This window comes from Bacteroides hominis (assembly GCF_033042785.2).
Taxonomy (GTDB): domain Bacteria; phylum Bacteroidota; class Bacteroidia; order Bacteroidales; family Bacteroidaceae; genus Bacteroides; species Bacteroides hominis.
In genome coordinates this window covers 248,532-272,673 of the sequence record NZ_CP178829.1, presented here as the reverse complement: position 1 = coordinate 272,673, position 24,142 = coordinate 248,532, and the positions used below count along the sequence as shown (strand labels likewise).

The window sequence follows — 24,142 nt, the reverse complement described above, 5'->3', positions numbered from 1 at the left end:
GGGAGAGGGGGGAAACTTGGAAACAGTTTCTCCCCTTTTTATAGTGACCTGTTGTCTTTTTCTCGTCTTTTTCTTCTGCCTGTCTTATAATTAACTTATATTTGTAATCTACTTAATATTTGGTATCAGAAGAATGTTCGTCCTTTTTTAATTTACATAATTCAGATTTTAATATGTTTGGAAAGAAAAAGAATGAAGATTATTCTGTAAAGACTGTGAAAGTCGGTATTGATAAACTGACTACAATAGCATTGGGAACAATGGTGAAAGGAGCAATCACGGTAGAAGGGGATTTGCGTTTAGATGGAATAATAGAAGGAAATGTTTCCTGTAAAGGGAAAGTAGTGATTGGTCCTCAGGGAAGAATCAAAGGAAATGTGACGTGTACCGGTGCTGTGTTACACGGGATGTTACAGGGAGATATTCAGGTGGCAGAAGATTTGGTTATGAAATCGGGATGTACAATGAATGGCGATGTTTATACATGTAAACTTGAAATAGAATCGAAAGCCAGATTTAACGGTACTTGTAATACTACTGAGAAAAATACACTTGTGACAAGTCAGGTTGCGAAGCCTGAGACTGTGAATACTGAGAAATGATTGAAACGGCTTCTTGAGAAGAACCGGTTTTGTCTATTCCAATTGTGGTTAAAAGTTTTTCGAAGGCTGCAAAGTTATCTAAAAAAAAGAGATAATTATGCAGTTGGTTTGTTATGGCACTACGCTTTTTGCAATTTGTTGAAATATCAGTCTGATATATGAAATGGATAAGCAAAAGCTTGCAATAATCTAATTTGTAATCTTAACAGACTTAAAATGAAAAAAGAACTTTTGACTCGATTTATGGAGAAGCGAATAGTCGAACTGAAAAAAGAGCAACGTAATGGTACTGCCCATGTATATCAGAGCACTTTAAATCGACTGAAAAAATTTATGAACGGACGTGAAATCACCTTTAGCCAACTGACTCCCGAATGGTTAGCTTTGTTTGAACAGAAACTGCTGGCTGATCAACTTAAATGGAACACTATTTCTACTTACATGCGTATGCTGAGATCTGTGTATAATCAGGCGCTGGAGCGGGGAGTGGCAACTTATGTGCCACGTCTTTTCAATAAAGTGCATACCGGAATTGACTGTCCCGTAAAAAGGGCTGTTTCGCCGGAGGTGATATGTAAACTGATGACGGACCAGAAACCATTGCCGGAAAAATTAGCTTTCAGCCGGGATTTGTTTGTTCTTTTGTTTCTGCTTCGCGGGATGCCGTTTGTAGATCTTGCTTTTTTGCGCAGATGCGATTTACAGGGAAATGTAATTACGTATCACCGGCGCAAAACCAGTCGTAAACTGACTGTGGTGGTGGGCAAAGAGGCAATGGAAATTATACGGAGGTATATGTATGCGATTCCGGATTCACCTTATCTTTTTCCTATTATCCAAAATCCCGGTGAGAATGAATATGGGCAATATACCCGTATGTTGCGTCTTCTGAACCATCGCCTGACACAGGTGGCAAATACCTTGGGAATCAGGGAACGGCTAAGTACTTATGTGGCACGTCATACCTGGGCGACTACGGCACTCCGGCAGAATTATAATTCAAGTTTGATTTGTAATGCTATGGGGCATTCTTCGGTGAAAGTGACTGAGACTTATTTTCAACCTTACAGGGATGATGAGGTAAACCGGATGAATCGTTCTCTTATTACATATATTTTATCGAAGAAGAAAAGAGGAACAGATAAAAACATTAGAGGATAATCAGTTGATTATTAGTTGAAATATTATCCGTTACTTCGTAGGTAACGGAAGGTGATATCGGCGGCAAATTTAAATATATTTTTTGAAATACGCATAATAAAACAATTATTTTTGCAATAGATATTAAATAACTGAACATTTTTATTGGGTTGTTCTTCGAAAAAGACAACAAAAGATTCTTCCATTTTTCAGGTTGAAAGATGGGAAAGGATTTTATTGTCTTTTTTGAGACCGTAAAGATTAATTTTAGTAAAAACAACTCCTTGAAAGACGCCTCTTTGTCTTGGAATTTGTGTAGACCCGTTACCTACGAAGTAACGGGCAGATCGATTGAGATAAGAAACCAACATTCTGTCTGAATCAAATATTAAGTAGAAACTAAAGTGAATTATTTATGAAAAAGAAATCTGTGTTTTTATGGTCTTTGCTCGCTGCAATGGCCATGAGTGCTTGTTCAGAGCACAATGAACTTCCTTCAGGAGAAGTTCCTGGTGGGAACTCGAAGGCTAACTTTATAGTTAAGTTGAACTTTGAAGGAACAAGTATGGAACAAGGAGGTAAGACGAGAGCTGCGCAATCTACTGCAGTGCCGGAAACGTCGTGGAGTAATATCCGTCAGGTACAGATTTTGCTATATGACGCAAGCAATATCGTGCGGTTTTCCGATGTCGTTACTCCAACAACTGGAAATACAACCTTTACTTATACAGATGTACCTGTAGGAACTTATACAATGGTAGCCATAGCAAATGCGAAGAGTTCAGTGGATGCTATCAATACCTATTTGGATGGAGGTACAATTCCTGTAGAGTGGGGCATGTGGAATGTACGTCAGAAGCAGGCGCAGAACATGGTGATGAAGTATAAGCCGGGCATGTTTCCTACATTTTGTGCGGCTGACTTGTCTGCTAACGTAGCTTATACCGAGCCAGCCGAAATTTTTATGGGAGCTGTTCAAGGGGTGACTGTTTCTTCGGATGGTCCTGTAACTCCTTCTCCAATTGCTTTGAAACGTGAAGTTTCTTTGATGCGTATCCGTCTGAACGTAAAGGATAAAGAAGGAAATACGAATAATGAGAATACTGCGAATGGTGTTGACTTTGCACAGGATGCTTCTATTATGATTTATCGTTTACCGGACCATTTGAAAGTGATGGCAGGGAATGCCGGAAGGGTAAGTGCTACCTCGACTGCTACTAATATATTGTCTATTTCGGGTGGTGAGGTCTTTAAAACGGCTGATCCTACATCCGGTTATAATGCAGGAGGTAAAATTCTGAGTGGAAACTTCACTATGTGGAGAGATGTGGTTGTATTCCCTAATAACGGTGGACGTGCTAATAACTCTGCAACTACCGGTACAGCCGACAAGCAGCGTCAGTATTTTATAGTGGTATCAGGACGTGGCAAATCCGGACATATTTTGGGAGATGGTACTGCACTTTCCGGTGATGCTACCGTTTATTGGTCCGGAGTGGTTAAAGAGAATTTTGTACCGAATGTGATTCGTGAAGTGAACCTGACTTTACGTACCGGTGGAAGTGCGACTGTACCTGTAACTCCTACGGAATTTGGTGGTTTAGAAATCACTGTGAGTGCTCCTACAGCCTGGGATAGCAATATTGTAAATTCAGATATTATAATGTAAAAACTTTCTTTTTACTCCCCTTGGAATCATGGTCCGGGAGCAGAGAATAGGCAGAAACGCTTGCTGCTCCCGAGAGCCTCGGGGGGAGGATAATGAAATAAACTATAGAACATGAGAAAAAACAGACTTCTCATAGTATTATTTACTGGTGTAGCAGTCTTACTTTCGCTTGCGTCGTGTACATATGATTATTTTGAAGATGAAACGAATTATCAGGTTTTTGTACCCGAGGTTCTGAACAAGACTGTCAGTGATTGTCGAGTGCTGGTCTATAACGATGCCGGAACATTGGTCGGCGCACGTTATGCAACCTCTCCATGGGATAAAGATCCGCGCATGGAGGCGGGCTTGTTTAGTTTTAGGTTAACTCCCGGCGAATATAAAGTATACTGTTATACCAATACGGACAGTCTTACGTTTGTGGACGGGCAACATCTGGATGCTTCTGCTTTTATTCTGAAAAGCAGTTCTACCGGACCGAACAGATATGTACAGCCTTCGGATATATTATTCCAGAAGTTCGTACCCGCAATTGTACATCCGGGCATTTTACAGACCGATACCACAGCATTGGAACGCTATACCGGACGTATAACGGTTCGGTTTAAGAAATTTCCCGGTGATGTATCGCATATAAAGAAGGTACAATTGCTTGCGGAAGGAGCACCTGTGATGCAATACCTCAAAAATGATACTCTGACCGGCCGATTGACTCCCGAGGATAAAATGTTTCATTTCGGAACATTACCCGTACAGGAGAAAGCCGATGTATTAGAGGTAGATCATCGTTTTATTCCTTCTGTGGAGAATGAACCGATGAGGTTGAATTATACATTTCTCGATGAAAATGGAGCAGTTGTCAACCATTTGCCCGTGGAAGTTACGGAAAGGGAGACAGGATTGCCGTTACGGTTATTGCATGGTAAACGTATAATTATTGAAATCGAATCTTATACCGTTATTAAGATATCGGTTGTAGGATGGAACGAAGATATCGAGAGTGGAGATACGGACATGGAATGATACATATATACATATAAAAGAGAATTAGAATGAAATCAGTTATACGACATATTTTGAGTGTCGCCGTTTTATTTTGCTTAATCAGCGGAGTACAGGCACAAAGTGTCAAAGTGAATATTCCTTTTTGGCTGACCGGTTCGCCTAACGTTGGCTTTGAGTATACATTGACGAGACAACTCACGGTGAACGGTGAAGTGCTATGGATGCCGTATTTATTCAAGAAACATGAAGAAGTGTTTCGGGCACTCCAGAGCAGTGTTGAATTGCGCTATTATGTGAATCCGCGTAACTTCTATACTAATGATTCGTGGGATGGATTTTACATAGGTCCTTATGCCATGTACGGTAACTTTAATATTGGTTTGTTGAAGCATAATGATCCGTTACAGAGTTATCGTCGTAAAGGCTGGGGAGTGTCAGGTGGTATCTCAACCGGATATAAATTTGCTTTCAACTCTCGTTGGGGGCTGGATCTGAATATTGGGCTGGGATATGCGCACCTCCAATATAATAAATATTATTTGGGCGGAGAGTATGTAAATTTCCCTTTGGAACGTAAGAAAACCAAGAGATGGATTGGTCCGACTAAGTTTGGTGTAAATCTTACTTATAATATATTCCGCTAATGTTACTGATAAAAAGTTGCTGAAATGAGAAAGAAGAAGATACAGATTCTCCTGTCGGCTGCCGCATTCCTTTTTTTAATGGGAGGAACTATGCCTTCCGTTGCGCAGGAGCGGAAGATAGGGCGGATAGAACGGCGGGCAGACCGTAATTTTATCAGGCAGAAATTTGATAAAGCGATGGCCCAGTACGAAACGGCTATCAGGCGTGAAAAAGATGAGGACAGTCAGGCTGCCCTTCATCTCAAAACAGCACGTTTGTATTTCATGGTGAGGGAATACGGTCGCGCCTCAGAACATTATGATAAAGCAATGGGGTTGCGTCCGGATCTGCTCGGGGTAGATGATGTCTGTGACTATATAGATGCCTTGCGCTTTCAGGGACAGGCCCGCAAAGCAGAAGCTATCTGCCTGGATAATGCCTATAAGGATATATATAGTCGCTATCAGCGTTATCAGAATACGTTAGAGGCACTTGCCATGCGCCATTCGGTTCAGGAAGACCCCGGATTTTCGGCAAAACGTTTATCACTGAATACACCGAATGCTGAATTTTGGGTTGGAAATTATGGTGAGCAGCCGTTTTATGCCATTAGCTACAGTAAATTCAATGATCCGGGAAAGTTGTTCTTTCATCGTACTCACTATTATGCACTTGACGAAACCGGTGAACCCGGTGCCGAGGCTCAGAAACCTCCGAGATATTATGGATATTTTCGGAAGATACCTGCTGACTTGCAGAATGGTCCGGTGACCTTTTCGCCGGATATGAAGTCAATGGTAGCTACAGTCATTGAGTACCATAAAGAGAAGACAACAGTGGAGATGGCAGACCGGAAACTACGCCCTTTCCGTACAAAGTTGTTCTATTCTGTGCTAAAGAATAAAAAGAAACGGTTTACGAAGTATGTTCCGGCTTTTCCACAGGAGGAGATGTCTTCGTATGCCCATCCTTACTTATTCAATGAAGGTAAATCATTATTGTTCACTTCTGACATGCCGGGAGGATACGGAGGGTTCGACTTGTATGTTGTTCATTGGGATGACGAGGCCCGGACATGGGGAACCCCTGTAAATCTGGGACCGGATGTCAACACGGAAGGTGATGAGATCTTTCCTGTAATCTATAAAGGACGTCTCATCTTTTCGTCTAACGGGCTGCCGGGATTCGGTGGTTATGACCTGTTCAGTGCTTATTATGATAAGGATGGGGTAGTGCCGGGCAGTATCAGTCATTTTCCCTATCCGGTAAATTCCGTCTTCAACGATTATTATATGTGTCCGCTTGATTTGCGAACTGCTTATTTCGTATCCGATCGTGAGATGGCTTCAAGAGATGATATTTATTACCTCCGTACGGTAGAAGATTTAGGTACTCAGCAGGGGATGCCCTTTTACGGGATGAGTGAGGAGAATGCGATTTTGGGTGGCGCTTTGTTGTTGAACGGAGCTACGGAAACAGTTTTTCCGGAGTCTGTTACATTGAAGCAATATGCACCTGAAGGTTTGCTGATGACTCTTTATTTTGATTTCGACTCGGATGAACTGACCGATGAATCTGTACGGAGGCTTGAGCAGTTTATCAATGAAATGGGTACCTACCAGTTTTCGGAACTGAGGTTCGATGGTTTTGCCGATGAGATAGGAAGTGACAGTTATAACTATTCATTGTCAGAACGAAGGGCAGAGAGTGTTGCAGAGTTCCTGCGCAATCATGGTTTAAATGTACGTTTCGGTATACAGGCCCATGGTAGGATAAAACTTTCTCCGGAAGAGGTGAAAGAGGAAATTGAGTATCATCGCTGGCCGGAGGGAGGTATCGACTGGATACAAGTGAACCGTCGGGCAAGGCGTGTCGAAATATATAATAAGAGGTAGAAATATAAAAAAGTAAACGATATATGAAGAAGACAAGAATTCATAGAGTGTGGATACTGTTCCTGCTGAGCGTCATAGCCTGTCTGCAGGTGAGAGCCCAATATATGCCGGTGGTTTTCGATAAGAAATATGGCGATAAGAACCAGATACAACTGGTATGCCCGTTGGCCGGTGACGAAGTGGCTATGGTAGGCAAAGAGGGACAGAAGTACAATCTGACCTGGATAGGAAGAGAAGGTGAAGTACTCTTTTCGTTACCGTTGGCCGGGTTTACTGCTGTTAATGAGCTGACAGAGTTGGAGGACAATCGTATCCTGCTTGTCGGACAATCTGCTGTGATGAATACAAAAGGCAGAAAGGATAATGTGACGCTGAGCGGACGGGCGGTCATATTAGACCGTAGTGGTCATATTGTTACCAATATTTATGCGGGAGGACAAGGAAGCGAGCTTCTGAAAGGTGCCTTGCTACGAAGCGGATCATTGATACTTTCCGGTATGGAGCCGAAAGGAGGAAGCGGTCGGCAAGGTATTCTCTTGAAAGTAGATAAATCGGGTAGAGTGATTTATCAGTATAAGAACACCGGAAGTGGCTATTGTGACCAGTTTGAGGTGTTGGGCAACACGACTGAATATATCTGTGCGGCTTTCTCCGGAGACAGAGAAAAAGAACAGACGGTGGTGGTCCGGTTAGATGATAAAGGGAAACCTTATTATGTGACTGCCATTCCGGCTAAACGATTTATAGTGACAGGCCTGAACGCCAATATCAATGACGGTTCGGTGATTGTTACCGGTAATTCATCGACAGATGGAGGTATTATTTATAAGATTCGTCCGGAAGGTGATATTGTTTTTGCTAAAACACTGATACCTGCCAACCAGGGATTGGCAACGCTCAACCATCTACGGGTGGCCCGCAATGGTAATATATTAGTAGGAGGCAGTGGTAATAAAGGATATTACGCTTTATTGCGAAATGACGGAACAGCTTTGTACTCAGGTACTTCGAGCGGAAGTGTGAGAGGTGTGGGTATGAACCGGACTACCGGCGAATCAGTGGTAACCACTTATGACGTCAACGCACGCAGAGGAACATTTGTCCGTATATTGCCGACAGGAAAAGCTGAGTTTGACCGAACGATTGATGGTAACTTTGATAAGATTAAGGTGACTAACAACGGTGAAGTGTTGCTGCTGTCTTCGGATGAGGGCCGGGTTTGTATGTATTCTGCTACGGGTGAGAAAGAGTTTGACCGTTATGTGACGGATAATAAACCTACCATTTACCGTCAGGCCTTGACTGCATCATCCGGGGAGTTGCTTTTTCTGGGTAGTGGTAGCCGTCTTGTCAAGCTCGGACATGGACTCTATGTCTCGGACGTGAAAATAACCAAGCCGGTAAACGGAACAGCCACCGCTGTGTTTACTGTGACACTGACCGGATATGCCACCACGAAAGAGGGAGCGCCTGTTCCTGTGAGTGTAGGTTATGCCACTCGCGAAGCATCGGCTACAACGGCCAATAACTTTACTCCGGTGAAGGGAAAGCTCTCTTTCACTCCCTCACGCGGAACGGCTGACCGCTATCTGGTGAAACAGGATATTGAGGTTCCGGTAAAGGCGAATGATCTGATCGAAGGTGTGAAGGACTTTGAATTGTTATTGTCAGATGTTCAGCAGAGTTATCTGGTGAAGCCTGTAGGAAAAGCGGTTATCGAAGATCAGCAGGCGGTTGTAAAGTTGGTACGTACGGAGCGCGGAGAAGAGGGATCCAAAGATATTTTATATGAACTGGGATTATTTAAGACCGACGGAACTCCTTTGACTAATGCAACGGGAGCCAATATTATAGTGGATGGCATTTATGGAGAAGGCACAGCCGATGCGCTTGATTTCGATATGGGATTGACGCCGAGAGTGATATTTGCCAATGGTTCGCAAAAGTCATCTTTTAATGTCAGAACATTGGAGGATACCCGCTATGAACTTCCTAAAACCGTGGTGGTGAATTTCAATAAAGTACATAGCCTGAGTGGTTCCAATGTCGCTTTTGATGGTGAATTGCTGAGTTGCAGCGGAATTGTTGTTGATCAGCCGGCACGCCTGGCCATAACTTCACTTGGCGACCACAGAGTAAATAATAATGTGGTGTCAGGCTTCTTCACCGTTTCGCTGTTGCGTGCTTCAGACGGAGCCTTACTGACTAATGCCACAGGTAGTGATATTATTGTTAACTGTGTGACATTGCCCGATGCTACGGCAAAAGAAGGAAAAGACTTTGTCTTTACCAATCTGCATGACCTACGCATCAGTGGAGACGGCAACCATAGTTCGGCCAATGTGAATGGAGTGGTATTGTTCAGTACGGATGCTTTGGAAAAACAGGTGAAACTGAAAATCAAATCTGTAAACCAGCCTACAGGTGCACAGCCGATCAGTGTGTCTGACGCAGAACGTATGGCAGAGTTTACGATCCGGAAATAAAATGATTCTTAGGGATAAGAGTGCCTTGCATTTCAAATGCAAGGTCTTCTTGTCTGCTCAGAAGAAAATGGATGAAAAAAGAACTATGACAGGAAAAAGAATATATACAGGGTTGATGGGCTTGCTGCTTTTTCTGGCGTTTGCTTGTACGGATGACAGGGAATCGCCAGGGGGAACCAATGGTAATCCTTCATTGGTTTTCAGGATGACGAGAGCTTCTGCTGATATTATCAATAATACGCAAGTCTATCTGTTTGATGGAGATGGGGCTGCTGCCGGACAGTTCAGGCAGAAAGTGCCGGATGTGACTTACGCTGCAGACCGCCTTACCATGCCGGTTGCGGCAGGTACGTGGGATATTACGTTGGTCAGTGCCGACAGGGATATAAACAGTGAATTGGTTCAGCCTGTCCGTGGACAGGGGCGTTCATCACTGAAAATGTGGGAAACCCGTTCCTCCGGTGGAAATTTGCCGTCTATGCCTGAGTTGCGTACGGCTTATATTACCGGACAGCAGGTTATTGCCGGTCAGGATAATGTCGCTTCCGAAACAGCATTACTTTCACGGAACGTTGCATTGGTCAAAGTCGTGATAGCTGATGCCGGAGGACTGGATATCAATGGCACCCACACGATGAAATTGAGTAATGTGCCTACGACTCTTAATTGGGAAGGAGGGTTATACCCCAATAAAAACAACCCTACTGTGAGTGCGGAACCTATGACCGGTACCTTTACTATACATAATAATACTGCAATGGCGGGTCATCAGTATAGTGATACGCTTCGGTTTATTGTGCCGGCCCATAAAGGAACTGATTATCTGAATGCGCTTCCGACCGACACGACTACCAGCCATCTTAAACTGAGTGTCGATCTGGCCAGTGAAGGAGGTACACGTTTCGAGAAGACAGATGTGGTAATTCCTCGGGTTCCACGAGTAAACGGAATTTTGTTGGTACGCATTTTCCTTGGTGGAAAGCTTGATGTCTCTACTGAGATATTAAACTGGCAAGATACACAGTTGGAAGCCGATTTGTCACAGACCCAACTCTATACGGATAAAGCTTCGGTGGGGATGGCATTCAAAGACACGATACATGTAAATACCAATGCCCGGGAATATACAGTGGAGAAGGCACCTGAGGCCACGTGGATTACTTCGGTGAAAAAGTTGGATGGGAATGCGGTGGAAATTACTGCTGACCTGGATAGCTATGTGGATAATCATCCTCGTACTTCGTATATTACCATTAAAGCAAATAATGTGACCAAGAAAATACCGGTTACACAAAGACCGGATAGAGGTACTATCAAAGTTAGTGAACATAAACTTATATTTTGTCCTAAAGCACATGAAAATCGCTCGGTGGAGGTTAAGAGTATTGGAGGTGACTGGATATTCTTAGGTAGTAGTCCCAAAGCGACTTCAGACATACAGAGTGGGGTGAAAGGAAATACCACAGTCAACTTTACACGTACTTCGACGATTAAGCCGGATGATTTTGATACTTGTTATGGAGATGGTCAGATTGTTGTGAAGAATAAAACAACGCTTGATACGGATACGATTTCGTTAATGAACTGCTATATCCATGTGGATGATGGGGTAATAAATGCACTTGCTCCAACAGGTTCAGCGCAGACTGCAGTCACTAATTCACAAGATGTGACTGTGTTGGGTGGTAGTAGAAATATTATTTTCGATTCATGGGAGTCCTGGATTCATAGTGATTTGAGATGGAATCCGTTAACGCAAGTGCTGACTATGACAACCGACCGTGAACCTTCCGATGAGGCTCGTGACGGATCATTAACTTTCCATCATGCCGATTGCCCGGATTATCAGGTTACGGTTAAAGTACACCAGGATATTATAGTGACAATTCCTCCTTTCGACTATTTTGTTGTTAAATTTATGTGGGATAGGTCTGATGTGGATATTGCGGTTGAATTCCAAGGTAATAATGTATCTGGTGATGGAAGTAATAATTCTTCTTATGATAAAAAGCCTGTTGGATGGAGCAAGAATCAGACTGTTAATTATAATGGCAAACTGCTGCTACAGTGGGGTGGTGATGCACGTCAAGGACAGGGAGAAACTGCATTTTTTAATGCCCCTGTATTGGAAGGCGATGTAAACTCTCCCCGAAAAATAAAATTGGATGTTTATGCAACATGGTATAGTTCAGGGATAGCACCTGCTCCTATGACTTTTGAAATGACTGCCTATAAAGGAGGAACAATGTCTAAAGGAACTGCTGAAACCGGGGATTATAATAAATATAATTATTATAATGAAGGTGGTGAAAGGTTGTATAATGATACTTATCGGGTACTTATTACTACTACCGGAGGTAATGGAACGTATGATCAAGGAGGTTATACAAAAGTTGCAACAATTGTATATGACCGTATTAAACATTCGGCATCTGTAACAGTACTTGCTGCTGCCCCTGCCAATACTCGCTCATCTCATTCGGTAAAGGTGCCGTTCCGACCGGAAGAAAAGCCCTTCTGGACTCCCGTAATCGTGAATACCTATTCCGATAATTATCAGGGGGAGAGGAAATAGATTTTAGTGTAAACAATGAAAATGCGCTATAGTATGAAAATACAATATATAATAGGTATACTGGTTGCCCTTCTGTTTGTCTCGTGTAGTCATGAGGAAGAGGAACAGAAACCCGCTTATGGGAAGATAGATGTTGCTGTTTCGGTAACCTTGCCGCAGCCGGAGTCAGTGAATGCGCTTACTCGTGCCGGTGGCCTGTATACGGATACCGATATTAAGAACGTAGACTTGCTGATATTCGACAAAGACGCAAAGTTTATGGAGCGTGTCAAAGTAGAGAATGACAGGTTGGTTGTTACCGGAACGGGGATTAATTTCACAGTCCGTTTGGATGCTACTTCGGAACGGCGTATCATTCATCTGGTTGCAAACGGGCGGAGTGCTGATGGCTCTTCGGATCGTTTGAACTTTGGTGATATAACTCTGGGTATGGCGGAAAATGCGGCTATCTCTTCTTTGCAGACAGCCTCGCTCGAACATGTGGATGAAGGAGAGAGCACATTGTTAAACCATGTGATGCCTTTGGTCATGTGGGGACGTTTTGCCCTCAACGGAATCAATATCGTGACGAAAGCAGAGGGTGTGAAACTGTTGCGTTCCACTGCCTGTATACAAGTGAAGAAGGGTAGTGGGGGTGTAAATACCGGACTGGATGATTTTGTCATCGAAGGAATTACCGTCCATCAGGGAGCCTGTCATGGCTTCCTGGCTCCGACCGATTGCACAGGAGAAGTTAACACTCCCGTTACCGCAAATCCGGTTACCGGTGGAACCTATCTGGATTATCGTAAGGGCTGGGTTAATGGTGCGGAACCATCTTTATACATTTATGAGCGCAATTGTTCGGCTTCCGACTATATGGGAGTAGTGATTGCAGCCCGGTATAAGGGGAAAAAGGGCTACTATAAGGTAGTGATGAACGGTAATAACGGGGCTCCCCTGAACATTGTACGTAACCACCGTTATATTGTTACGGTGGTGGGCGTCAATGGTCCGGGATATGAAAATCCGGATATTGCTGCGGCTTCTGCACCTTCGAATGCTCTAAAAGTGGAGTTGACGGATGAAGACACGGATTTGCCCTGTATTGTGGCCGACGGTGAATACCGTATGGCATCGTCTAATAATGTATTCAGCCTATATGGAAAAACAGGTGTGACTACATCGGCGACGGGTGTAGATATTTGTATCGTATATTCCAGCCGTGGTGTTCAGCCGGTTCTGACCCTACCTGCCGATTGTAATTGGCTGACCAATCTGTCTGCACAGGCTTTAGGAAGTAATAAGTATAAAATAACAGGGGATTTTACCTCACCGGCCAATAGTGCCGTATCTACAACCTTGACTATGACGTGTGATAATCTGTCTCAGCCGGTTCGTGTCAGTTGGAATCCCATTATATCGGACCAGAAAGATACCGATTCGTTTGTTTTCGATTTGGTTGGTTCAACCGACCGTAACTGGACGGTCCGGGTATTGAATCCGACGTCTGCCGGCTGGCTCTTTCTGCACCCATCCGCCGCGTCTCCCGGAGCATTTCCGGGAGACGGTATGGTGTCGGAACTCAGTAGCAAATATAGTTCGCATGCTTATTTGCACGTAGCTTTCGGAGCGAACAGGAGAGGGACTGTACTGATGACTTCCTCCTCCGGCGGGGAAACTGTAGCCCGTAAGATAGTAGTTATTCAATAGAACGTTGCGGTAGTATGACCCTGGAAGAGATATTGCAAATAGAAGCACAGAATGTTGATTGTATTTTCCTGTATCAGGAAGAAGGAGCATGGTATGCCTATGAACATTCTGCCTTTTATTGTTATTCTCTTCTGGGCATACTTGATATAGACTGGTTGCCCTGTCCGGACGGAACTACTTCCGGACGAAAAACAATCAGGGTGCGTGTTTCCGAACCGGATAAGTTTTTATGTACACCTCTATTGCGTCTGATGCGGAAGCGTAAAACTGAATATGTTGTTTTATGCAAAATTTCGTGTGGAGGTTTTTACTACTGGCGGGAACAGCAGCAAATGAAATTTCGTGTATTACAGGAAAGAGAAAGCTCTTGTACGAAGGTAAATGAACATGCTGAATGATTAATCTTATCCTCTGTAGCCTTGAAAAGGCAGCTTTTTCACGAGCATACTCTTTGTATGCTATCTTTAGTGATATTCATCGGTATAGCCTGTGAAGGCTGTTGATGAATTATTGTTTGTTTTGTTTGTGTGCGCCCCTTCCGTATTTTAGCGAAAATACCGGAAGGGGCTTTTTACACAGATTGAATAAGTTTTTATTTGTCCAGAGTAATGATAAAACGGCGAAGATAAACTTCTTGTTCCGTATTGCCGGTATTGCTGAAACGGACAGCTTTCACCGGAGCTTGTTTCAGGTTAAGCGTGATCCGGTTCTTTTCCTGTTTGAAGTCAGCTTTTTGCCATTCTTTGCCATCGGCTGAAACTTCAAGTCGTCCCCAGGCGGCTACATCCGGTTTGCCGAAATCTATATCCAGGCTCTGTCCCGGATAGGCTTGATCCAGTTCGATGGTCAACGTACGTCCCGCTCCCCATTTGATTACTTCGTTGGCAGGCGATACCAATATACGGTTTGTTTTGATCTGTAACGGCTGATTGCGTAGTTGCTCTACGTCACTCGTCAGTTTGTGAGGCATATAGTCCGTTGCGGCATCCAGCTGTGTACCGTTTTGCTTGTTATAGCGTTCGGTCACCGTAGTGAACGTTTGGTCGATCAGTGGTTTGATCACTTTAGTTGCTGTTTTTACACCCGGCTGGTAAGGGTTTTGGTTATAAGTCTGGTCCACTTGGAACATCTGTTGTTGCAGTGCTTTCACATGGCGGTACTTCCGGATAAAAAGTGAGTTGTCGCCTTCTTTGTAAGCTTTGACCATAGACAATACTTCTTGTCCGGTTTCACCCAATAATTTGAATTGACGGAGCCAAGGCATCATTTCTGCAATCAAAGGTTGGTTTTCGGTGTTGGTCATCAGAATATCACCGGACTCTGTCATCTTGCCGAAGGTTGCTTTCAAGGAGTTGAAGTCTGCTTCGGTATACGAGCCGTTTTTCAGATAGCTGTCGAGAAAAAGCTTAGCTACAGGCTGTAATTCAACCGATTCGTCCCGGCGGTATTTATGTCCGTTCGGACCCAGGTCAGAGTTGTGTGCGGCGAAGAATTCCAGTTCCTCCGCAGCACTCGGCAAAATGGTGCGTATGGCATCTTTCCATGTCTGTTCACTGTCATATTTTTCCGGATTCCATGCATAACTGGCTACACTGTAAATTGCTATTTTAGATGCTTCGGCATGTTCCATCGGGTTGGTGACGAAGCCTGACATCTGATCGGCAATCTGGGTGTCGTTGCCGTAAACCGGTCCGAGCAGCAAATGGTCGCGTACGTAATCGGATACCGGAAAATTCCACCAGATATACGCCGGGCGCTTGATGCGCTTGTTGATCCAGGCAATACCATCTTTGGTTATGTCGGAAATCACACGGTCGCCCGTCCACATAATCTGGATAGAAGGGTTCAGTTTCTCACCCAAAGTAGTCAGGTAATTACCTTTCGGGTTCGACCAGCTTTTGTTATATTCGGTAGGGCACATGACCAGCGGGGTAACGTCCGGTTTGGCCTTTACAAATTTCTCGTCAATGTAGTTCAGTAGTTCAGCCTGTTTGTTCGGGTTGGTTCCTTCCCCCGAAATATCATCGAAGAATACTGCGAACGAACGTACTCCCAGATCATACATCTTCTCGAATTTAGCCAGCAGCAGATCACGGTCTTCCTGATTCCATTTGATATCTTGTCCCGGGTGAATGGCCCATACAAAGTCCACTTCGTTTTCATTGGCCACTTTTACCAACTCCTGTAACTGAAGCGCCTCTTTTTCCGGATAAGGCAAACGCCAGTTGGGGGAACTGTGATACGGGTCGTCTTTAGGACCATAGATATAGGTATTCATCTTATTTTCTCCGTAGAATTTCAACTGACGGAGACGGGCTTCGTGGCTCCATGGAGTTCCATAGAATCCTTCGACTACACCGCGGAAGCGGATGGAAGGATAGTCCTTGATTTCAACTACAGGCAATTGGTTATTGTTCAGCAGTTGTGATAGGGTTTGCAAAGCATAGAAGGTTCCCCGTTCGTCTTGTCCGGCCAATACGATTTCTTTGTCGTTGACAGCTAAATAATATCCTTCTTTCTGATTGGGAATTTGCCGGGCGAATTTACGGATAGCTTTATCCCCTTTTTCACCGATATAGATGCGAATTCCGTCCTTATCTGTCTTTTTTCCGGCAAGTAAAGCTTTCAGTGCACTGACGGCATGCGGGTTTGCTTCTGTTTCTCCGACAATCAGATAGGTATCCGGCAGACTCAGAGCCTGCGTTTCCGAAAGAATCTGTTGTGGTTGTGGTTGTGGTTGAATACTTGTGTTCTGGGCCGAAGCACTGACGCCCAAAAGGAGCCAGGCTCCCAGTAAGTAGAGTCGTTTAATCTTCATTTTAGGTAAAATGTTAGTTTTTCAGGTTTTAGTGACAGTACAAAAGTAAGAAAAAAAGTGCATACTCCCGTTTTTCTATTAATTTTGTTCCTTTGAAACATTGAAATAAGGAAAGAAGCCTATGCTGATACTTTTATCTTGCGCCAAAACCATGAGTGACGTTTCGAAAGTGAAAACGCCTCTCACCACATTTCCCCGCTTCCGGAAGGAGGCAGCGGAGGTCGCTTTGCAAATGTCTCAATTCTCTGTCGGAGAGTTGGAGCGCCTGTTGCGGGTAAATGCTAAGATTGCTGTTGAGAATTATAAGCGCTATCAGGACTTTCATTCCGAAGCGACTCGGGAGCTGCCTGCGCTGTTGGCTTATACCGGGATTGTTTTTAAAAGACTTTCTCCCAAAGATTTTTCGGATGAAGATTTCCGATATGCTCAGGACCATTTGAGGTTGACTTCGTTTTGCTATGGGCTGCTGCGTCCTCTCGACGTGATTCGACCTTACAGGCTCGAAGGAGATGTCCGATTGCCCGAACCCGGTACCCGAACCATGTTTGAGTATTGGAAGCCGGTTCTTACCGACTTGTTTATAGAAGATATTAAAAAAGCCGGTGGGATACTTTGTAATCTGGCGAGTGACGAGATGCGGGGACTTTTTGATTGGAAACGGGTGGAGAGAGAGGTCCGTGTGGTGACTCCTGAGTTTCACGTCTGGAAAAACGGGAAACTGGCTACAGTAGTGGTCTACACTAAAATGTCGAGGGGAGAGATGACCCGTTACATCCTGAAAAACCGGATAGAATCCGTTGACCAGTTGAAAACATTTGCTTGGGAAGGATTTGAGTTCAACGAACAGCTTTCGGATGAAAAGAAATATGTATTTACGAACGGGAAAACAGAATAATCCAAATGACTGAAATAGAAAAAATGCGTAGTGGCGAACTGGCTGATATGTCAGCACCCGAGTTGCAGGTACGGTTTGAGCATGCTAAAAAGTTATTGGCACAGATGCGGGGACTGAGTACGTATGACGATACTTACAGGGAGTTACTTGAGGAGCTGGTGCCCGACCTTCCGCCTACCTCTGTTATTTGCCCGCCTTTTCATTGTGACCATGGTGACGGCATCCGTCTGGGCGAACATGTATTTGTTAATGCCAATTGTACCTTCCTTGACGGAGCATTCATCACTATCGGAAGTCATACACTGATAGGTCCGTGTGTGCAAATCTATACTCCACATCATCCGATGGACTATCTGGAACGCCGTAATCCCAAGGAATATGCTTATCCGGTTACTATTGGTGAAGATTGCTGGATTGGGGGCGGAGCGGTCATTTGCCCTGGGGTGACGATAGGTGACCGTTGCGTGATTGGAGCCGGTAGCGTGGTTACAAAAGATATACCGGATGATTGTGTGGCGGTAGGCAATCCCGCACGTGTTATTCGGCGGCAGGCATCGGACGGATAACCTAAGTTAGGTTCTTCTTCAAAATTTGGTAGTAAGTTTTCTTTTACTCATGGAAATCTAATTCAGTTTTCGGAAGTGTAAGCCCTCGTTTATAGTTGATAAAAAAGCAAGTATCCCGGCTTTCCTCCGAAGAGTCCATCCGTGAGATGAAAAAGCGAATTTTAGAATAAACCATCTGAAAATCAATATCTTTAAAAAGTAAGATTTCTATCCTCAAAAACTTTGTTTTAACACAGAGTTAAAGCTTGTTCTTTGGATGTGAATAACAAGTTCTTTAAATGCAAAAGACTTGTTATTTACGCATAAGAACCTGACAACCTGCAAAAGGCGTTAACAATGTTAATTGAAGAAAGGTATAAGGATGAAGATACCGGTCCGGACGGCGTAAATTCACTTCCGAGACTTGAGCAATCTTATTCAGCCGGTGTCTGTTTTTTCCTATTAAAGCAAGCAAAAAGGACAATTATCAACTTGAAAATAAAGAAATAAAGAATTTACCACCTAATTTGAAGAAGAATCCTATAGTTACTGAGAAAACAAACGAAGTAAAACAAAATGGATTCTATTGTTTGAAAAACAGAGACTTACTGATGATGTTGGAAACTTTTTGAAAAAAAAGATCGTAAATAATTTGTAGATTTCGAGAAAAGCGATACCTTTGCATCGCTTTTAAAAGGAAAGTGTACGGGCGTTTAGCTCAGCTGGTTCAGAGCATCTGCCTTACAAGCAGAGGGTCGGCGGTTCGAATCCGTCAACGCCCACAGCCGAACACTTTCGAAGAAGAATATATGGGCGTTTAGCTCAGCTGGTTCAGAGCATCTGCCTTACAAGCAGAGGGTCGGCGGTTCGAATCCGTCAACGCCCACATTGAAAAGAGATTCAATTTTGCTATATATTCTTTGAGAAAGATACATCGGGCGTTTAGCTCAGCTGGTTCAGAGCATCTGCCTTACAAGCAGAGGGTCGGCGGTTCGAATCCGTCAACGCCCACAACATAGAGTCCTTGCAGAATATTTCTGTGAGGACTTTCTTTTTTATGGCTGATCTGGTTGCGGTGTATTAATTCAAGTTATTTTTTATAAGAAAACGACGGGAAAGTTGGTGAAAAAGTGATTTATTTCTTTACTTTGCTTCATCAACAAACCTATTAATGCTACCATGCGAACAAAATCTATTTATTTACTTTTGCTATTGGCTATCATGCCATTATGTGCATTCTCGCAGTCAAAGTCTGCGTTTGAAATCAAAGACGGACATTTCTATCGTAATGGAAAAGTGACACCTGTTCTTTCTGGTGAAATGCACTATGCCCGTATCCCTCATCAATATTGGCGTCATCGTTTACAGATGATGAAAGGTATGGGGTTGAATACGGTTGCGACTTATGTTTTCTGGAATCTTCATGAACCGGAGCCGGGGAAGTGGGATTTTACCGGTGACAAGAATTTGGCCGAGTTTATAAAAACAGCCGGTGAAGAGGGAATGATGGTTATTTTACGCCCCGGCCCTTATGTTTGTGCCGAGTGGGAATTTGGCGGCTATCCCTGGTGGCTGCAGAATGTGAAAGGAATGGAAATCAGGAGAGATAATCCGGAGTTTCTGAAATATACAAAGGCATATATTGACCGGCTTTATAAGGAAGTGGGCGATTTGCAGTGCACAAAAGGTGGCCCGATCGTGATGGTGCAGTGTGAGAACGAGTTTGGTTCGTACGTTGCCCAACGAAAAGATATACCTTTGGAAGAGCATCGTGCTTATAATGCCAAAATTAAACAGCAATTAGCCGATGCAGGATTTAATGTACCCTTGTTTACCTCTGATGGCAGCTGGCTTTTCGAAGGCGGAGCTACACCGGGTGCCTTGCCTACAGCGAATGGCGAAAGTGATATTGAGAACTTGAAAAAGGTGGTTAATCAATATCATGATGGTAAGGGACCGTATATGGTTGCTGAGTTCTATCCGGGTTGGTTGTCGCATTGGGCGGAACCGTTTCCACAGGTGGGTGCTTCCGGAATTGCACGTCAGACCGAGAAATATCTGCAGAATGACGTATCTTTCAACTTCTATATGGTGCATGGAGGAACTAATTTCGGCTTTACAAGTGGTGCCAATTATGATAAGAAACGTGATATTCAGCCGGATCTGACCAGTTATGATTATGATGCTCCTATCAGTGAAGCTGGTTGGGTGACTCCGAAGTATGATTCAATCCGTAACGTGATCAGAAAATACGTTAAATACACGGTCCCCGAGGCTCCGGCTCCAAATCCGGTTATTGAGATCCCCTCTATCAAATTGACCAAAGTTGCTGATGTATTGGCATTCGCCGAAAAGCAAAAGCCGGTGTCGGCCGATACTCCTTTGACTTTTGAGCAGTTGAATCAAGGGTATGGATATGTGTTATATACCCGTCATTTTAATCAACCTATCAGTGGAACGCTTGAGATACCGGGACTGCGTGACTATGCGGTTGTGTATGTGGATGGAGAGCAGGTAGGTGTGTTGAACCGGAATACCAAGACTTATTCAATGGAGATTGAGGTGCCGTTTAACGCTACTTTGCAGATACTGGTTGAAAATATGGGACGTATTAATTATGGTAGTGAAATTGTGCATAATACCAAAGGTATCATTAGTCCGGTCAAGATAGCGGGTAAGGAAATTACAGGTGAGTGGGATATGTATCAGTTGCCGATGAGCGAAATGCCCGACCTGGCAAAACTGAAAGCTGATGCACATGCGAATGTGCCTGCTGAGGCCGCAAAACTGAAAGGTTGTCCGGTGCTTTATGAAGGGACCTTTACGTTGGATAACGTCGGAGATACATTTATCGATATGGAAAATTGGGGAAAAGGTATCATCTTTGTAAATGGTGTCAACATCGGGCGCTATTGGAAGGTGGGACCGCAGCAAACCCTTTATATCCCGGGAGTGTGGTTGAAGAAAGGAACAAATAAGATTGTTATTTTTGAACAATTGAATGAAGTTCCTCAGGCCGAGGTGAAGACGGTGAAGACACCGGTGCTGATGAAACTGAATAATTGATGATGAATGATTGACGGACTGTGATCGACACGGAATAATAAGTGATCAACGATAAATGAGGAACGGTGAATTGCTTGCGGCAATATTATAATGCGGGCTGTTCACCGTTTGTCATAGATCACTCATCGTTATTTTAGTCTCTTTTATACAAACTTTCTCACTCCTTATGCCTTATAACTCAGGAAAAAGAGTTAATTTTGCAACCTGATAATTATCTAAACGACAATATGAAACTTGATTTACTTACGGCCATATCTCCGATTGACGGCCGATATAGAGGCAAGGCTGAAGCTTTAGCGGCATATTTTTCCGAATATGCGTTGATTAAATACCGCGTGCAGGTAGAAGTAGAGTATTTTATTACTTTGTGTGAACTTCCGTTGCCGCAACTGAAAGGAATTGATAAGAGTGTGTTCGAGTCATTACGCAATATCTATCGTAATTTTACGGAAGCCGATGCACAGCGCATTAAAGATATTGAAAGTGTGACTAATCACGATGTAAAGGCCGTAGAGTATTTCCTGAAAGAAGAGTTTGATAAGTTAGGCGGGTTGGACAAATACAAGGAATTTATCCATTTCGGACTGACCTCGCAGGATATTAACAACACTTCAATTCCTCTCTCTATCAAAGAGGCGTTGGAGCAGGTTTATTATCCGCTGATTGAGGAACTGATTGCTCAGTTGAAGACATATGCTGCCGAATGGGAAACTATTCCGATGCTTGCCAAAACTCACGGTCAGCCGGCATCTCCGACACGCTTGGGTAAAGAAGTCATGGTTTTTGTTTACCGGCTGGAACGCCAGTTGGCAACTCTGAAGGCATGTCCTGTAACAGCTAAGTTCGGTGGTGCAACCGGAAATTATAATGCACACCATGTGGCTTATCCCGAATATGATTGGAAAGCATTCGGAAATCGCTTTGTTGCAGAGAAACTGGGATTGGAACGCGAAGAATATACAACACAGATTTCAAATTATGATAACCTGTCGGCTATCTTCGATGCCATGAAACGTATTAATACGGTAATGATTGATATGAACCGTGACTTCTGGCAATATATCTCAATGGAATATTTCAAGCAGAAAATCAAGGCCGGAGAGGTAGGATCGAGCGCAATGCCGCATAAGGTGAATCCGATTGACTTTGAAAATGCGGAGGGTAACTTGGGTATGGCTAATGCTATTCTGGAACACCTCGCAGTGAAACTTCCCGTATCACGTTTGCAGCGTGACTTGACGGATTCTACCGTATTGCGTAATGTAGGTACTCCGTTCGGACATATTGTGATCGCTATCCAGAGTTCGTTGAAGGGATTGCGCAAGCTGTTGCTGAACGAGACCGCAATCTGCCGTGACCTCGATAACTGTTGGAGTGTAGTGGCTGAGGCTATTCAGACTATTCTTCGTCGTGAGGCTTACCCGCATCCGTACGAAGCCCTGAAGGCATTGACTCGTACCAATCAGGCTATTACAGAAGCTTCGATCAAGGAGTTTATCGAAGGACTGGATGTCAGTGAAGAAATAAAAAAAGAATTAAGAGTAATCACTCCCCATTCGTATACGGGAATTTAAGGGTGATTATTGTTATATATAATATAAGTGTTTGAAATCAGGCCGTGAGGCCAAAAGTTTAATTTTTATTCGAATAAGAAAATGAGCACAGAAAACGAAGAATGGCGCGAAGACTCCAAGAGCGAGAATACAGACGCCGGCCGTGATGGTAACAGAAGTTATAACAGAGAAGGTGGATACAATCGTCCTTCATACAATCGTGAAGGTGGCGACCGTCCTTATCGTCCGAGATTTAATAGTAATAGTGAAGATCGTCCGCAGCGTTCTTATGGCGACCGCCCTCAACGTCCTTCATACAACCGTGAAGGTGGCGACCGTCCTTACCGCCCGCGCTTTAACAGCGAAGGTGGTGATCGTCCGCAGCGTTCTTATGGCGACCGTCCGCAACGTCCTTCATACAACCGTGAAGGTGGCGACCGTCCTTATCGCCCGCGCTTTAACAGCGAAGGTGGTGACCGTCCGCAGCGTTCTTATGGCGACCGTCCGCAACGTCCTTCATACAACCGTGAAGGTGGCGACCGTCCTTATCGTCCGCGCTTTAACAGCGAAGGTGGCGACCGTCCGCAGCGTTCTTATGGAGACCGTCCGCAACGTCCTTCATACAATCGTGAAGGTGGCGACCGTCCTTATCGTCCGAGATTCAATAACGATAACAGATCGCAAGGGTTCTCACGTCCGGTGCGCCGTACGGGAGATTACGATCCGAATGCTAAATACAGTAAGAAGAAACAGATTGAATACAAAGAACAGTTTGTTGATCCGAATGAGCCGATTCGTCTGAATAAGTTTCTGGCCAATGCGGGAGTTTGCTCTCGTCGTGAAGCAGATGAGTTTATCACAGCAGGTGTGGTTTCTGTTAATGGCGAAGTCGTTACAGAATTGGGTACAAAGATCAAGCGTGCCGATGTGGTGAAGTTCCATGACGAAACAGTCAGTATTGAACGCAAAGTGTATGTGTTGCTGAATAAACCGAAAGATTGTGTGACTACTTCGGATGATCCTCAGGCTCGTCTGACTGTTATGGATCTGGTGAAAGGAGCTTGTGCTGAACGTATTTACCCGGTAGGACGTCTGGACCGTAACACAACAGGTGTATTGCTGCTGACCAATGACGGTGATTTGGCATCGAAGTTGACACATCCGAAATACCTGAAGAAGAAGATTTATCATGTATATCTGGACAAGAACCTGACAAAGGCGGATATGGATCAGATTGCAGCCGGTATCCAGTTGGAAGACGGCGAGATTCATGCAGATGCTATCAGCTATTCCGATGAAGTGAAACGCGATCAGGTGGGTATCGAGATCCACTCGGGAAAGAACCGTATTGTACGCCGTATATTTGAATCATTAGGCTACAAGGTGGTGAAACTCGACCGTGTATTCTTTGCCGGACTGACTAAGAAAGGATTGCGTCGCGGTGAGTGGCGTTACCTTACGGAACAGGAAGTAAACTTCCTCCGGATGGGATCTTTTGAATAATAAAGGAATTTAAAAGATGGTAGTCGGAAGCCGATAGTCTGGTGTTTGTTGTTCTCCAGCTACTGGCTTCTGAC

General features: G+C 44.0%; 16 protein-coding genes and 3 tRNA genes. 18 read left to right on the top strand and 1 reads right to left on the bottom strand.

The window, feature by feature from the left end:
* Positions 1-173 precede the first annotated feature (173 nt).
* The 10 genes from R3O62_RS01225 to R3O62_RS01180 all read left to right on the top strand — a co-directional run bounded on the left by R3O62_RS01225 (position 174) and on the right by R3O62_RS01180 (position 14,086).
* Entirely contained in the window at positions 174-602 is a 429-nt protein-coding gene (locus R3O62_RS01225; RefSeq protein ID WP_005811209.1) for a bactofilin family protein, read from the top strand.
* A 216-nt stretch (positions 603-818) separates the two neighbouring features.
* The gene (locus R3O62_RS01220; RefSeq protein WP_032542436.1) at positions 819-1,763 is read left to right on the top strand and encodes a Tsr15 family tyrosine-type DNA invertase; all 945 of its coding nucleotides are present in this window, start codon (positions 819-821) and stop codon (positions 1,761-1,763) included.
* 394 nt (positions 1,764-2,157) lie between these two features.
* Positions 2,158-3,411 (top strand): FimB/Mfa2 family fimbrial subunit, encoded by a 1,254-nt coding sequence (locus tag R3O62_RS01215; protein WP_317473010.1) that lies wholly within the window; start codon positions 2,158-2,160, stop codon positions 3,409-3,411.
* 111 nt (positions 3,412-3,522) lie between these two features.
* Positions 3,523-4,434, top strand: a complete 912-nt coding sequence (locus tag R3O62_RS01210) for a FimB/Mfa2 family fimbrial subunit (protein ID WP_032536212.1) — start codon at positions 3,523-3,525, stop codon at positions 4,432-4,434.
* 29 nt (positions 4,435-4,463) lie between these two features.
* Positions 4,464-5,060, top strand: coding sequence for a DUF3575 domain-containing protein (locus tag R3O62_RS01205; protein WP_005811199.1), 597 nt, complete (start codon positions 4,464-4,466; stop codon positions 5,058-5,060).
* 24 nt (positions 5,061-5,084) lie between these two features.
* Positions 5,085-6,935, top strand: a complete 1,851-nt coding sequence (locus tag R3O62_RS01200) for an OmpA family protein (RefSeq protein WP_317473009.1) — start codon at positions 5,085-5,087, stop codon at positions 6,933-6,935.
* A gap of 23 nt (positions 6,936-6,958) precedes the next feature.
* Positions 6,959-9,421 carry a Calx-beta domain-containing protein gene (locus R3O62_RS01195; RefSeq protein ID WP_250703324.1) on the top strand — a complete coding sequence of 821 codons (2,463 nt, stop codon included), beginning with the start codon at positions 6,959-6,961 and terminating at the stop codon, positions 9,419-9,421.
* Positions 9,360-11,996, top strand: coding sequence for a BACON domain-containing protein (locus R3O62_RS01190; protein WP_317473008.1), 2,637 nt, complete (start codon positions 9,360-9,362; stop codon positions 11,994-11,996). The genes R3O62_RS01195 and R3O62_RS01190 overlap by 62 nt, the downstream gene beginning before the upstream one ends.
* Positions 11,997-12,029: 33 nt before the next feature.
* Positions 12,030-13,688 carry a FimB/Mfa2 family fimbrial subunit gene (locus R3O62_RS01185; RefSeq protein ID WP_269095613.1) on the top strand — a complete coding sequence of 553 codons (1,659 nt, stop codon included), beginning with the start codon at positions 12,030-12,032 and terminating at the stop codon, positions 13,686-13,688.
* A 14-nt stretch (positions 13,689-13,702) separates the two neighbouring features.
* Positions 13,703-14,086, top strand: a complete 384-nt coding sequence (locus R3O62_RS01180; RefSeq protein WP_005782415.1) for a hypothetical protein — start codon at positions 13,703-13,705, stop codon at positions 14,084-14,086.
* Positions 14,087-14,280: 194 nt separating this feature from the next.
* Here R3O62_RS01180 and R3O62_RS01175 read toward each other — a convergent pair whose 3' ends face one another.
* Entirely contained in the window at positions 14,281-16,506 is a 2,226-nt protein-coding gene (locus tag R3O62_RS01175; RefSeq protein WP_317473007.1) for a beta-N-acetylglucosaminidase, read from the bottom strand.
* Positions 16,507-16,627: 121 nt separating this feature from the next.
* Here R3O62_RS01175 and yaaA point away from each other — a divergent pair, with 121 nt between their 5' ends.
* From yaaA to R3O62_RS01135, 8 genes are all read left to right on the top strand, one after another.
* Positions 16,628-17,401, top strand: a complete 774-nt coding sequence (gene yaaA, locus R3O62_RS01170; protein WP_005811183.1) for a peroxide stress protein YaaA — start codon at positions 16,628-16,630, stop codon at positions 17,399-17,401.
* A 5-nt stretch (positions 17,402-17,406) separates the two neighbouring features.
* Positions 17,407-17,967 (top strand): sugar O-acetyltransferase, encoded by a 561-nt coding sequence (locus R3O62_RS01165; RefSeq protein ID WP_032541020.1) that lies wholly within the window; start codon positions 17,407-17,409, stop codon positions 17,965-17,967.
* Between the two features lie 686 nt (positions 17,968-18,653).
* Positions 18,654-18,728 (top strand) — tRNA-Val (locus tag R3O62_RS01160).
* Positions 18,729-18,757: 29 nt separating this feature from the next.
* A tRNA-Val gene (locus R3O62_RS01155) sits at positions 18,758-18,832 on the top strand.
* Between the two features lie 50 nt (positions 18,833-18,882).
* Positions 18,883-18,957 (top strand) — tRNA-Val (locus R3O62_RS01150).
* A gap of 168 nt (positions 18,958-19,125) precedes the next feature.
* On the top strand, positions 19,126-21,012 hold the full coding sequence (locus R3O62_RS01145; protein ID WP_005811179.1) for a glycoside hydrolase family 35 protein: 1,887 nt from the start codon (positions 19,126-19,128) through the stop codon (positions 21,010-21,012).
* Between the two features lie 227 nt (positions 21,013-21,239).
* Positions 21,240-22,586: an adenylosuccinate lyase gene (gene purB / locus R3O62_RS01140; RefSeq protein ID WP_005821980.1), complete on the top strand. Its 1,347-nt coding sequence runs from the start codon at positions 21,240-21,242 to the stop codon at positions 22,584-22,586.
* Positions 22,587-22,667: 81 nt separating this feature from the next.
* The gene (locus tag R3O62_RS01135; RefSeq protein WP_005782428.1) at positions 22,668-24,068 is read left to right on the top strand and encodes a pseudouridine synthase; all 1,401 of its coding nucleotides are present in this window, start codon (positions 22,668-22,670) and stop codon (positions 24,066-24,068) included.
* Positions 24,069-24,142 lie beyond the last annotated feature (74 nt).

Excerpts from the sequence above, each read along its gene's own strand:
- R3O62_RS01175 (WP_317473007.1), bottom strand. The coding sequence starts at position 16,506 with ATGAAGATTAAACGACTCTACTTACTGGGAGCCTGGCTCCTTTTGGGC.
- R3O62_RS01195 (WP_250703324.1), top strand. The coding sequence starts at position 6,959 with ATGAAGAAGACAAGAATTCATAGAGTGTGGATACTGTTCCTGCTGAGC.
- R3O62_RS01205 (WP_005811199.1), top strand. The coding sequence starts at position 4,464 with ATGAAATCAGTTATACGACATATTTTGAGTGTCGCCGTTTTATTTTGC.
- R3O62_RS01135 (WP_005782428.1), top strand. The coding sequence starts at position 22,668 with ATGAGCACAGAAAACGAAGAATGGCGCGAAGACTCCAAGAGCGAGAAT.
- R3O62_RS01225 (WP_005811209.1), top strand. The coding sequence starts at position 174 with ATGTTTGGAAAGAAAAAGAATGAAGATTATTCTGTAAAGACTGTGAAA.
- purB (WP_005821980.1), top strand. The coding sequence starts at position 21,240 with ATGAAACTTGATTTACTTACGGCCATATCTCCGATTGACGGCCGATAT.
- R3O62_RS01220 (WP_032542436.1), top strand. The coding sequence starts at position 819 with ATGAAAAAAGAACTTTTGACTCGATTTATGGAGAAGCGAATAGTCGAA.
- R3O62_RS01145 (WP_005811179.1), top strand. The coding sequence starts at position 19,126 with ATGCGAACAAAATCTATTTATTTACTTTTGCTATTGGCTATCATGCCA.
- R3O62_RS01200 (WP_317473009.1), top strand. The coding sequence starts at position 5,085 with ATGAGAAAGAAGAAGATACAGATTCTCCTGTCGGCTGCCGCATTCCTT.
- R3O62_RS01210 (WP_032536212.1), top strand. The coding sequence starts at position 3,523 with ATGAGAAAAAACAGACTTCTCATAGTATTATTTACTGGTGTAGCAGTC.
- yaaA (WP_005811183.1), top strand. The coding sequence starts at position 16,628 with ATGCTGATACTTTTATCTTGCGCCAAAACCATGAGTGACGTTTCGAAA.
- R3O62_RS01185 (WP_269095613.1), top strand. The coding sequence starts at position 12,030 with ATGAAAATACAATATATAATAGGTATACTGGTTGCCCTTCTGTTTGTC.
- R3O62_RS01215 (WP_317473010.1), top strand. The coding sequence starts at position 2,158 with ATGAAAAAGAAATCTGTGTTTTTATGGTCTTTGCTCGCTGCAATGGCC.
- R3O62_RS01165 (WP_032541020.1), top strand. The coding sequence starts at position 17,407 with ATGACTGAAATAGAAAAAATGCGTAGTGGCGAACTGGCTGATATGTCA.
- R3O62_RS01180 (WP_005782415.1), top strand. The coding sequence starts at position 13,703 with ATGACCCTGGAAGAGATATTGCAAATAGAAGCACAGAATGTTGATTGT.